General features: G+C 62.2%; 11 protein-coding genes. 10 read left to right on the forward strand and 1 reads right to left on the reverse strand.

The features are described from left to right. From AB4Z20_RS13440 to AB4Z20_RS13485, 10 genes are all read left to right on the forward strand, one after another. Positions 1-1,017, forward strand: coding sequence for an AraC family transcriptional regulator (locus tag AB4Z20_RS13440; RefSeq protein ID WP_253474976.1), 1,017 nt, complete (start codon positions 1-3; stop codon positions 1,015-1,017). Positions 1,018-1,264: 247 nt separating this feature from the next. Beyond that, positions 1,265-2,236: an NAD-dependent epimerase gene (locus AB4Z20_RS13445; RefSeq protein ID WP_442090073.1), complete on the forward strand. Its 972-nt coding sequence runs from the start codon at positions 1,265-1,267 to the stop codon at positions 2,234-2,236. A gap of 32 nt (positions 2,237-2,268) precedes the next feature. Further along, positions 2,269-3,012, forward strand: coding sequence for a glycosyltransferase family 2 protein (locus AB4Z20_RS13450; protein WP_442090074.1), 744 nt, complete (start codon positions 2,269-2,271; stop codon positions 3,010-3,012). Between the two features lies 1 nt (position 3,013). Then, the gene (locus tag AB4Z20_RS13455; RefSeq protein WP_092143294.1) at positions 3,014-3,307 is read left to right on the forward strand and encodes a lipid-A-disaccharide synthase N-terminal domain-containing protein; all 294 of its coding nucleotides are present in this window, start codon (positions 3,014-3,016) and stop codon (positions 3,305-3,307) included. Positions 3,308-3,374: 67 nt separating this feature from the next. Further along, entirely contained in the window at positions 3,375-4,832 is a 1,458-nt protein-coding gene (locus AB4Z20_RS13460; protein WP_442090114.1) for an ArnT family glycosyltransferase, read from the forward strand. A 261-nt stretch (positions 4,833-5,093) separates the two neighbouring features. Further along, positions 5,094-6,758 (forward strand): AMP-binding protein, encoded by a 1,665-nt coding sequence (locus tag AB4Z20_RS13465; protein WP_442090075.1) that lies wholly within the window; start codon positions 5,094-5,096, stop codon positions 6,756-6,758. Positions 6,759-6,774: 16 nt separating this feature from the next. Next, positions 6,775-7,536 carry an SDR family NAD(P)-dependent oxidoreductase gene (locus tag AB4Z20_RS13470; protein WP_442090076.1) on the forward strand — a complete coding sequence of 254 codons (762 nt, stop codon included), beginning with the start codon at positions 6,775-6,777 and terminating at the stop codon, positions 7,534-7,536. Positions 7,537-7,548: 12 nt separating this feature from the next. Continuing rightward, positions 7,549-8,739: an acetyl-CoA C-acyltransferase gene (locus AB4Z20_RS13475; protein ID WP_442090077.1), complete on the forward strand. Its 1,191-nt coding sequence runs from the start codon at positions 7,549-7,551 to the stop codon at positions 8,737-8,739. A gap of 9 nt (positions 8,740-8,748) precedes the next feature. Then, entirely contained in the window at positions 8,749-9,876 is a 1,128-nt protein-coding gene (locus AB4Z20_RS13480; protein WP_214510370.1) for an acyl-CoA dehydrogenase, read from the forward strand. Between the two features lie 13 nt (positions 9,877-9,889). Continuing rightward, the gene (locus tag AB4Z20_RS13485) at positions 9,890-10,663 is read left to right on the forward strand and encodes an enoyl-CoA hydratase (RefSeq protein ID WP_003202009.1); all 774 of its coding nucleotides are present in this window, start codon (positions 9,890-9,892) and stop codon (positions 10,661-10,663) included. Positions 10,664-11,057: 394 nt separating this feature from the next. Here AB4Z20_RS13485 and AB4Z20_RS13490 read toward each other — a convergent pair whose 3' ends face one another. Beyond that, positions 11,058-12,209, reverse strand: coding sequence for an acyl-CoA dehydrogenase family protein (locus AB4Z20_RS13490; protein ID WP_003202007.1), 1,152 nt, complete (start codon positions 12,207-12,209; stop codon positions 11,058-11,060). Positions 12,210-12,212 lie beyond the last annotated feature (3 nt).

Genomic DNA, 12,212 nt, shown 5'->3' on the forward strand with positions numbered 1-12,212 from the left:
ATGTCGAAAAAAGACACCATCTCCATTCAGTTGGTGCGTGAGGCGCTGCTGCAAAGCTGCGCCCCCGGAGCGGCTACCGATGAGGTATTGAGCAAGGTGGGCATCGATCCCGCGTTGCTCGACGACGCCCAGGCACGGGTCCCGGCCCATGCCTATGCGCGGCTCTGGCGTTTGCTCGCCCGGCGCCTGGATGACGAGTTTTTTGGCATGGACCCGCGCAAGCTCAAGTCCGGCAGCCTGGCGTTTCTCTGCCAGTGCGCCATGGCCCAGCCCACGCTGGCGAGCGGCTTGACGACGGGGCTGGGGTTTCTGTCGCTGATGCTCGAACACCTGCCGGCCCAATGGGTGCGCCAGCAAAGCCTGGCGGAGATCGTGCTGCTGGAAGACGATCAGGAACCGCGCCGGGCCTTTACCTATTTCACCTACTGGATGATCGTCCATGGCGTGGCCTGCTGGCTGGCCGGGCGGCGCATTCCCATTCTTTCCGTCGAACTGCGTTGCCCGGCGCCGGATTTCTGCGACGACTATCGGGTGATGTTTTCCCAGAACCTGCGTTTTGACCGGCCTCGCACCCGAATGATTTTCGCCGCCGAATGCCTCGACCTGCCGATCAGGCGCAACGCTGATGAGCTCAAGCGCTTCCTGGCCCAGGCCCCGGCCAACATCCTGGTCAAGTACCGCAACCCGCAAAGCCTGGCCAGCCGTATCCGGCACGACCTGCGGCAGTTGCCTGCCGAACAGTGGCCGGAAACCGAGGCCCTGGCTCAGCAGCTGTGCGTGTCCGCGTCCACCCTGCGCCGACGCCTGGCGGAGGAGGGCCAGACTTACCAGGGCCTCAAGGACAGCGTGCGCAAGGATCTGGCGATCACTTGGCTGGCCGAGCCCTCCATCAGTTTCGTCGAAATCGCCTCACGCCTGGGTTTTGCCGATGCCAGCTCCTTCTACAAGGCGTTTCGCAAATGGTCTGGGTCCAACCCGGGGCATTATCGCAGCCTGATTCTCAACGACCCTGATTGACCCATCGGCTGGCCTCCAATCTTGTGCCTACCCAAGCCCCTGTGGGAGCGAGCTTGCTCGCGATGAGGGGCTGGCAGTCGATGAAGAGGCGGCTGAGCCAACGCTATCGCGAGCGAGCTCGCTCCCACAGGGGTTTTCGCTACGCTCATAAAACCGTCATTTATTTCTGATACAAGCCTGTGCAGGCCCCGGAAAAGCCGGGCCATCCATCAGGGTAATGTATGCAAATGACCGTTTTGGGCCGCGTATGAGAGTACTGGTCACCGGCGTCGCAGGGTTCATCGGATTTCATACCGCCAAGCGGCTGTGCAGCGATGGCCATCAGGTCATTGGCATCGACAACCTCAACAGCTACTACAGCGTCGAGCTGAAACAGGCACGACTGGCTCAGTTGGCCGAATGCCGCGATTTCCGCTTTCAGTTGCTGGATGTGGCAGACAAACAGGCACTGTTGGAGTTGTTTGCCGAACATGCCTTCGACCAGGTCGTCCACCTCGCGGCTCAAGCCGGCGTGCGTTATTCGATCGACAATCCGGACGTTTATGCGCAAAGCAACCTGGTAGGTTTCCTCAACGTGTTGGAAGCCTGCCGTGCCCATCGGCCGGCGCACCTGATTTTCGCCTCGAGCAGTTCGGTGTATGGCTTGAACGACCGCCTGCCGTATGCCACCACCGACCCCGTCGATCAGCCGGTATCGTTCTATGCGGCGACCAAGCGCGCCAATGAACTGATGGCCCACGCTTACTCGCATCTCTATGGCATTCCCACCACCGGCCTGCGGTTTTTCACCGTGTATGGGCCTTGGGGACGGCCCGACATGGCGCCGTTCAAATTCACCGATGCGATCCTCAAGGGGCGCACCATCGACGTCTATAACGACGGCGCGATGTCTCGCGATTTCACCTATATCGACGACATCGTCGAGGGCCTCGTGCGGCTGATACCGCTGCCGCCGACCGATGAGAGCGGCGTGCGCAACAAGGTCTACAACATCGGCTTCGGCTCACCGGTGAAGCTTTTGCAGTTTATCGAGTGCATTGAAGAAGCGCTGGGCATCCGCGCGATAAAGAATTTCTTGCCATTGCAATCGGGCGACGTGGTCGACACGTGGGCGGACACTCGCGAACTGGAGGAGCGGGTGGGGTTTCGCCCACAGGTCGCAGTGCCCGTCGGTGTGCAGTCGTTTGTCGATTGGTACCGCGCGTATTACCGCGTTTAACCCCTCATTCCTCAGCTTTTTACTGGAGCGTCATGCACGAAACCCCTTATGTGTCGGTCCTGATTCCGGCAAAGAACGAAGCAGGCAACCTCATTCCATTGCTGGAAGAAGTACGTGCGGCGCTGGTCGACGAGGCTTTTGAAGTCATCGTGGTCGACGATGGCAGTACCGACGCCACCGCCGCTGAGTTGCGGACGCTGCAAGGCAGCGGCTACCAGCAGTTGCGAGTGCTCAGCCACACCCGTTCCCTCGGACAGAGCACCTCGATCTACCACGCCGCTGAAGTGGCACGCGGGCATTGGTTGGCAACCCTGGACGGCGACGGTCAGAACGACCCGGCCGACCTGCCGAAAATGCTCGACCTGGTGCGCGGCTCCGAAGGCACCCCCGCGGGCGTCAAGCTGGTGGCAGGGCATCGCGTCAATCGCCGGGACACGGCGAGCAAGCGTTGGGCCTCGCGGTTTGCCAACAAATTGCGCGCCAGCCTGCTCAAGGACCAGACGCCCGATACCGGTTGCGGCATCAAGTTGATCGAGCGCAAGGCGTTTCTGCGTCTGCCGTATTTCGATCACATGCACCGTTTTATTCCGGCGCTGATCCGCCGTCACAACGGCCGGATGCTGGTTCAACCGGTCAATCACCGTGAGCGCGGGGCCGGGGTGTCCAACTACAGCAACCTGGACCGGGCGCTGGTGGGCATTGTCGATCTGTTCGGGGTGTGGTGGCTGATCAAGCGCACCCGCCTGGACGTCAACGCACAAGAAACCGAGGTTTGAAATGGGCAGAGAATCGTTGTGGTTGGCCGTTGGCTTCGGTGGTCAATTGGCATTCACCGGGCGTTTTGCCCTGCAATGGCTGTACAGCGAATACAAGAAGCGCAGCATGATTCCCGTGGGCTTCTGGTACCTGAGCATCATCGGCAGCGCGCTGTTGCTGGCCTATGCCATCTACCGCGAAGACCCGGTGTTCATTGTCGGCCAGTCCTTCGGCTTTATCGTTTACCTGCGCAATTTGCAGTTGATCGCCAAGCATCATGAGCAGGAAAACCCCGAACTGGCCAAGAAGGGCTGAGACGGTGCGGATACGATTATCTTCCTCGCGGCTCGAGCTCCTGGCGTTTGTGGTATTGGCCTTGATCATGGTGGGCGCGGGCCTGGGCTGGCGCCAACCGATGAACGTCGATGAGGAGCGCTTCCTTGGCGTTGCCCTGGAGATGCTGCAGAACGGCTCTTGGTTCATTCCCCATCGTGCCGGTGAAATCTACGCCGACAAGCCGCCGCTGTTCATGTGGACGGTGGCGCTGTTCGTGCAACAGACCCACCTGCCCAAAGTTGCCCTGTACTTGCCCGCGCTGCTGGCAGGCGCCGTCACCACTGCGTGTCTGTATGACCTGGGCCGACGTTTGTGGGGACGGCGTGTTGGGGTGATCGCGGCGCTCTTGTTTCTCGCGACTTACCAGACCTACAGCATCCTGCGCACCGGGCAGATCGATGGTTTCCTTGCGCTCTGGACCATCCTGGGGATCTATGGCCTGTGCCGGCACATGCTGCTCGGCCCGGCCTGGCGTTGGTACTACGTGGCGTGCGCGGCGATGGGGTTGGGGATCATCAGCAAAGGCGTGGGGTTTCTGCCGGTGCTACTGCTGATTCCCTACGCCTATGCGCTGCGCAAAGGTTGGAAAGGGGTGGTGGCCATGCCTGGCCAGGCGGGACGCTGGTGGCTGGGGCTGGTCGTAGCATTGGCCGCCATCGCGTTATGGCTGGGGCCTTTGCTGATGATTGTGGCGCAGGGCAGTGCCGACAGCCTGGCGTACGCCCAGGAAATCCTGTTCAAACAGACCGCTGGGCGTTATGCCAACGCATGGGAGCATCGCGAGCCATTCTGGTATTTCTTCGTCCAGGTGATTCCGAAGTACTGGCTGCCGATTGTGTTCATGCTCCCCTGGTTGGTGCCGGCCTGGCGTAAACAACTGCTCAAGCACGACGGTCGGGTGTTGGTGCTGCTCGGTTGGGTACTGCTGGTGTTGGTGTTCTTTAGCCTGAGCAGCGGCAAACGCAAGCTGTATATCTTTCCCGCGTTACCCGCGTTGATTCTGGTGGTGGCGCCACTTGTGCCGTGGATGCTGCGCCGCTGGTTTGGCGCGCGACCGAGGGGCAGGGTGGTCTTCAACGTATTGGCTGCGCTGTGGCTGTGTGCCTGGTTTGTGCGCGGTTTTATCGAGCCCCACAAGGAAGGCATCAACCCCCACCAGACCTTGATGCGCGATGTCGCCGGGATGACTTCAAATGCCGAGTTGGTGCTTGTGGGGTGGCGTGAGGGGCATTGGCTGTTCGCCCAGCAACCCATCGTGCATTTCGGCTTTTATAACGGCAACTCCCTGGAACAATCCGCCACCTGGCTGCGCAGTCACCCCCAGGCCTTCGTCCTGGTGCCCGCTCGGGACCTGGCCCGCTGTTACGACCCGCAAAAGGCTCGCCGGGTCGGCGATACCTCAAGAGCGGAGTGGTTCCTGGTGGGGGCTGATGCGGACAACCGGCGCTGCCAGTCGCCAGCGCCGGAGAAGGTGTATTCGTTTGCCTGGCAGCAACCCTTGTAGCGGCTGAACCACCGCCATCGCGAGCAAGCTCGCTCCCACAGGGGATTGGTGGGGGGCCTCGACTTTGTGACCGCCCAAACACCCTGTGGGAGCGAGCTTGCTCGCGATGGCGGCCGTACTGACAACACATCCCTCGGACCATGGCCAAACCAGTCAAGCAACTTGAAAGCTTTGACCATTGCCGCCACAGCCCTTCGGCGCGAGTATTTGCCTGCTATTACGGTTCCCCCAACCAATAAAAACCACAGAGGGATGCTGGTCATGCGCGATTATTCGTCCGCCACTTCGCAGTTCGATTACCTGCACACTGTCAACACCGCACTGCACGGCTCGCTCGATGCGCTCAATGCCTGCGTCGAGTGTTGTGACCGGCATGCGTTGCCAGGGCGCATCGCCTTGTTCTGGGAGGGCCGTGACGGCAGCGATGCGACTTGGACTTACCGTGACCTGCAGGACAACGCCGCACGGTTCGCCAATTTCCTGCGGGCCCAAGGCATCGGCAAGGGCGACAAAGTGGCCGGCCTGCTGCCGCGCACCGCTGAACTGTTGATCGTGGTACTCGCCACCTGGCGCATTGGGGCGGTCTATCAACCGCTGTTCACCGCATTCGGGCCCAAGGCCATCGAGCACCGCCTCGGCAGCTCGGGCGCGCGCTTGGTCGTCACCGATGCGGTCAACCGTCCCAAGCTCGACGAAGTCGCCGGTTGCCCCACCATCGTCACGGTCGGCGGCGAAAAGGGCCAGGGCATCGTGCGCGGCGACTACAGTTTCTGGGCCGAAGTGGCGAACCACTCCAGCCAGTGCGAACCGCTGATGCTCACCGGCGAAGACCCGTTCCTGCTGATGTTCACCTCCGGCACCACGGGACCTGCCAAGGCGCTGTCGGTGCCGCTCAAGGCCATCGTGGCGTTTCAGAGCTACACCCGTGACGCCGTAGGCCTGCGCCCTGAAGACGCCTTCTGGAACGTCGCTGACCCGGGCTGGGCCTACGGCATCTATTTTGGCGTGACCGGGCCGCTGGCCATGGGGCATCCGATTACCTTCTACGATGGCCCGTTCACCCTGGAAAGCACCTGCCGGGTCATCAACAAATACGGCATCACCAACCTGACCGGCTCGCCCACGGCCTATCGCCTGTTGATCGCCGGTGGCGAGCAGTTTGCCCGCTCGATCAAGGGCAAGCTGCGCATCGTCAGCAGCGCTGGTGAGCCGTTGAACCCGGAGGTGATCCGTTGGTTCGCCGATAACCTGAACGTGGTGATCCACGACCATTACGGCCAGACCGAACTGGGCATGGTGCTGTGCAACCACCATGGGCTGGAACATCCGGTGCACCTGGGCGCGGCCGGTTTTGCCTCGCCAGGCCATCGGATCGTGGTGCTGGATGAAAATCAGCGCGAGCTGGGCGTAGGCCAGCCGGGCATTCTCGCGCTGGATCGCAGTCAATCGCCCATGTGCTGGTTCGCCGGTTACGAAGGCGGGCCGACCAAGGCCTTCGTCGGTGACTACTATTTGAGCGGCGACACCGTGGAGCTGAACCCCGACGGCAGCATCAGCTTCGTGGGCCGTAGCGACGACGTGATTACCACCTCCGGCTACCGGGTCGGTCCGTTCGACGTGGAAAGCGCACTGATCGAACACCCGGCCGTGGTGGAAGCGGCGGTGATCGGCAAGCCCGATCCGGAACGCACCGAGCTGGTGAAGGCCTTCGTGGTGCTCAGCGCGCAATTCCGTGCCTCACCGGAGCTGGCCGAAGAGCTGCGCCTGCATGTGCGCAAGCGCCTGGCGGCCCATGCCTATCCCCGTGAAATCGAATTTGTCAGCGACTTGCCGAAAACCCCGAGCGGCAAATTGCAGCGCTTTATCTTGCGCAACCAGGAAATCGCCAAGGCTCAAGAGGCCGTGGCGTCCAACGTTTCAGCTTGAATCCAAGGAAACCATGATGCAGATCGACAACAAGATTTTCCTCGTCAGCGGCGGTGCTTCCGGCCTCGGCGCGGCCACCGGTGAAATGCTGGTCAAGGCCGGCGCCCAAGTGATGCTGGTGGACCTCAACGCCGACGCCGTGGCCGCCCAGGCGCAAAAACTGGGTTGCCAGAGCGTGGTGGCCGACATCAGCAACGAAACGGCGGCTGAAGCGGCGGTCAAGGCCACGGTCGATGCGTTCGGCGGTCTCAATGGCCTGGTGAACTGCGCCGGTATCGTGCGCGGCGAGAAGATCCTCGGCAAGAACGGTCCCCACGCCCTGGCCAGCTTCAGCCAGGTGATCAACGTCAACCTGATCGGCAGCTTCAACCTGCTGCGCCTGGCGGCTGCGGCCATTGCCGAAACCGAGGCAGACGCCGACGGCGAGCGCGGGGTGATCATCAATACGGCGTCGGTGGCGGCTTTCGATGGACAGATCGGCCAGGCGGCTTATGCGGCATCCAAAGGCGCCATCGCCAGCCTGACGTTGCCGGCCGCCCGCGAGCTGGCGCGTTTCGGTATCCGGGTGATGACTATTGCGCCAGGGATCTTCGAGACCCCGATGATGGCCGGCATGACCCCGGAAGTCCGTGATTCCCTGGCCGCCGGCGTGCCGTTTCCGCCACGCCTTGGGAAACCTTCCGAGTACGCGGCGCTGGTCAGGCATATCATTGAGAACAGCATGCTCAACGGCGAGGTGATCCGTCTCGACGGTGCCTTGCGTATGGTAGCCAAATAATCAGGAGGATTCATGATGTCCAACGATCCTATTGTCATCGTCAGCGCCGTCCGCACCCCCATGGGCGGTTTCCAGGGCGAACTGAAAAGCCTCAGCGCCCCGCAGCTGGGTGCCGCCGCCATCAAGGCCGCCGTGGAGCGAGCCGGCATCGCACCCGACGCGGTTGAAGAAGTGCTGTTCGGTTGCGTACTCGCCGCAGGCTTGGGCCAGGCACCGGCGCGTCAGGCCGCGCTGGGCGCCGGGCTCGACAAGTCGACCCGCTGCACCACGCTCAACAAGATGTGCGGTTCGGGCATGGAAGCGGCGATCCTCGCCCATGACATGCTCATCGCTGGCAGCGCCGAAGTGGTGGTGGCCGGCGGCATGGAGAGCATGTCCAACGCGCCGTACCTGCTCGATCGGGCCCGCAGCGGTTACCGGATGGGCCATGGCCGGGTGCTTGACCACATGTTCCTCGACGGCCTGGAAGACGCCTACGACAAAGGTCGGCTGATGGGCACTTTCGCCGAAGATTGCGCCGAGGCCAATGACTTCAGTCGCGAGGCCCAGGATGCCTTCGCCATTGCATCCACCACCCGCGCCCAGCAGGCGATCAAGGATGGCAGCTTCGACGCCGAGATCGTGCCGTTGCAGGTCATGGTCGGCAAAGAGCAAGTGACCGTGCGCCACGACGAGCAGCCGCCGAAAGCACGGATCGACAAGATCGCCTCGCTCAAACCGGCGTTCCGCGAGGGCGGCACGGTGACGGCGGCCAACGCCAGTTCCATTTCCGATGGTGCCGCTGCCCTGGTGCTGATGCGCCAGAGCCAGGCTGCCCAGCGTGGCCTCAAGCCCCTGGCGGTGATTCACGGTCACGCGGCGTTTGCCGATACTCCGAGCCTGTTTCCCACCGCACCGATTGGCGCCGTGAAGAAACTGATGCAGAAAACCGGTTGGTCGCTGGATCAAGTCGACCTGTTCGAAGTCAACGAAGCCTTTGCCGTGGTAGGGCTGGTGACCATGGACAAGCTGGAGATTGCCCATGACAAGGTCAACGTCCACGGCGGCGCCTGTGCGCTGGGCCACCCGATTGGCGCGTCTGGCGCACGGATCCTGGTGACCTTGCTGTCAGCCCTGCGCCAGAAAGGCTTGAAGCGCGGCGTCGCGGCCATTTGCATCGGCGGCGGCGAAGCCACGGCCATGGCCGTCGAATGCCTGTATTAAGGAATCACCATGCTCCCGACTGAAGAACAGACCCAAATCCGCGACATGGCCCGACAGTTCGCCGAGGAGCGCTTGAAACCGTTCGCCGCCGAATGGGACCGTGAGCACCGTTTTCCCCGGGAAGCCATCGATGAAATGGCCGAGCTGGGCTTCTTCGGCATGCTGGTGCCGGAGCAGTGGGGCGGCTGTGACACCGGTTACCTGGCCTACGCGATGACCCTGGAGGAAATCGCCGCTGGCGACGGCGCGTGCTCGACCATCATGAGCGTGCACAACTCGGTGGGCTGCGTGCCGATCCTCAAGTTCGGCAACGATGAGCAGAAGGCGAAATTCCTCACGCCCCTGGCGAGTGGCGCGATGCTTGGCGCCTTCGCCCTGACCGAGCCCCAGGCCGGTTCGGACGCCAGCAGCCTCAAGACGCGGGCGCGGCTGGAGGGTGATCATTACGTGCTCAACGGTTGCAAGCAGTTCATCACGTCCGGGCAGAATGCCGGGGTGGTGATTGTGTTTGCGGTGACCGATCCGAGCGCAGGCAAGCGTGGCATCAGTGCATTCATCGTGCCGACCGATTCGCCGGGCTACAGCGTGGCCCGAGTCGAAGACAAACTCGGCCAGCACGCCTCCGACACCTGCCAGATTCTCTTCGAGGATGTGAAGGTGCCGGTGGGTAATCGCTTGGGTGAGGAGGGCGAGGGCTACAAGATCGCCCTGGCGAACCTGGAAGGCGGGCGCGTGGGCATCGCGGCGCAAGCGGTGGGCATGGCCCGCGCGGCGTTCGAGGCGGCGCGGGACTATGCCCGGGAACGCTCCAGTTTCGGCAAGCCGATCATCGAGCACCAGGCCGTGGCGTTCCGCCTGGCCGACATGGCAACCCAGATCGCCGTGGCCCGGCAAATGGTGCACTACGCCGCTGCCCTGCGAGACAGCGGTCAGCCGGCGCTGGTGGAGGCCTCCATGGCCAAGCTGTTCGCCTCGGAAATGGCTGAAAAAGTCTGCTCCATGGCGTTGCAAACCCTGGGCGGCTACGGTTACCTCAACGACTTCCCGCTGGAGCGCATCTACCGCGACGTGCGGGTCTGCCAGATCTACGAAGGCACCAGCGACATTCAGCGCATGGTCATTTCGCGCAATCTTTGAACAGGAGTCCTGCATGAGCTATGAAACGATTTTATTGGAGATCAAGGACCGCGTTGGCCTGATCACCCTCAACCGTCCCCAGGCATTGAACGCCTTGAATGCGCAGATCGTCAGCGAACTGAACCAGGCGCTGGACAGCCTGGAGGCTGATCCGAAGATTGGCTGCATCGTGCTGACCGGCTCGAAAAAAGCCTTTGCCGCCGGTGCCGATATCAAGGAAATGGCCGAGCTGACCTACCCGCAGATCTACCTGGACGACCTGTTCAGCGACAGCGACCGAGTGGCCAACCGTCGCAAGCCGATCATCGCGGCAGTGAACGGTTTTGCCTTGGGCGGTGGCTGTGAGCTGGCGTTGATGTGCGACTTCATTCTGGCCGGTGACAACGCCAAGTTCGGCCAGCCGGAGGTCAACCTCGGCGTGCTGCCAGGCATGGGCGGCACCCAGCGGCTGACCCGCGCGGTGGGCAAGGCCAAGGCCATGGAAATGTGCCTGACCGGGCGCTTCATCGATGCGGTGGAAGCCGAGCGTTGCGGCATCGTCGCGCGGATCCTGCCGGCCGATGAGTTGCTGGACGAGGCGCTGAAGACTGCAGCGTTGATCGCCTCCAAGTCGGTGCCCATCAGCATGATGGTCAAGGAAAGCGTCAACCGCGCCTTTGAAGTCAGCCTGTCCGAAGGCGTGCGCTTCGAGCGCCGAGTATTCCACGCGGCGTTTGCGACGCAGGATCAGAAGGAAGGCATGGCGGCATTCGTAGCCAAGCGTGCGGCGGAGTTCCAGGACAAGTAAGGCGGCGTTTTCACTGACGCCATCGCGAGCAAGCTCGCTCCCACAGGGGATTTGGGGTGTATGCAGCCTTTGTGTGCGCCATCAAACCCTGTGGGAGCGAGCTTGCTCGCGATTGGGCCTGAACATTCGGCATCTCAGTGACAGATACACCGCCATCGCGAGCAAGCTCGCTCCCACAGGGGATCGGAGGGATACGCAGCATTTGTGTGCGTCGCTAAACCCTGTGGGAGCTGGGCTTGCCCGCGAAGGCGGCGGTACATTCAGCCTATAAATGACTGATACACCGCTATCGCGGGCAAGCCTTGCTCCCACAGGGGCCGTGACCTGGCACAGTATTCTGTGTGCAGCACAGATTCAGTGGGAGCAAAGCTTGCTCGCGATGCTTTTACAGCCATCACACCAGGTAGTGTTTCAACTCCCGGGCGATGACCATGCGTTGTATCTCGCTCGACCCTTCATAAATCTGGGTAATCCGCGCATCGCGGTAGTAGCGTTCTACCGGATAATCCTCGAGATACCCATACCCACCATGAATCTGTATGGCCGAGGAGCAGACTTTCTCGGCCATTTCCGAGGCAAACAGCTTGGCCTGGGAGGCTTCTGACAGGCACGGCTTGCCGGCGCTGCGCAGGCGGGCGGCGTGGAGGATGAGCAGGCGGGTGGCGTTGATGCGGGTGTGCATGTCGGCCAGCAGGTTGGCGATGCTCTGGTGCTCGATGATCGGCTTGTCGAACTGTACGCGATCACGCGCGTAAGCCAGCGCCGCTTCAAAGGCAGCACGGGCGATGCCCAAGGCTTGCGCAGCAATGCCGATGCGGCCACCTTCCAGGTTGGACAGGGCGATGGCCAGGCCTTTACCGCGGGCCCCCAACAGATTGGCCTCGGGGATGGTGCAATTGCTCAAGGTGACCGCGCAGGTGTCCGAGGCGCGGATGCCCATCTTGTGTTCGGTGCGATCAACGATAAAACCCGGCGTATCGGTGGGCACCAGGAACGCCGAAATGCCTTTCTTGCCCAGTTCCGGATCCGTCACGGCAAACACGATCGCCAGTTTTGCTCGCTTGCCATTGCTGACGAACTGCTTGGCGCCGTTGATGACCCACTGGCCATCGCGCAATTCGGCCCGGGTGCGCAGGTTGTGGGCTTCGGAGCCGGCCTGGGGCTCGGTCAGGCAGAAGCAGCCAATGGCCTGGCCACTGGCGAGGTCGGCCAGCCACGTCTGTTTTTGTTCATCGGTGCCGAAATTCAGCACCGGCCCGCAACCTACCGAATTGTGGATGCTCATCAGTGCGCCGGTAGCACCGTCGCCTGCGGAGATTTCTTCCACGGCCAGGGCATAGGCGACGTAATCGACGTAGGTACCGCCCCATTCTTCCGGCACTACCATCCCCAACAGGCCCAGCTCCCCCATCTTCGCCACCAGGCCGTCGTCAATCCAGCCGGCCTTTTCCCACGCCTGGGCATGGGGGGCGATTTCACCACGGGCGAAGTCCCGGGCCATGTCGCGGATCATCACTTGTTCTTCGGTCAGTTCGAGGTCATGCATGGC

Source organism: Pseudomonas sp. KB_12 (assembly GCF_052114545.1).
In the GTDB taxonomy this organism is placed as follows: domain Bacteria; phylum Pseudomonadota; class Gammaproteobacteria; order Pseudomonadales; family Pseudomonadaceae; genus Aquipseudomonas; species Aquipseudomonas brassicacearum.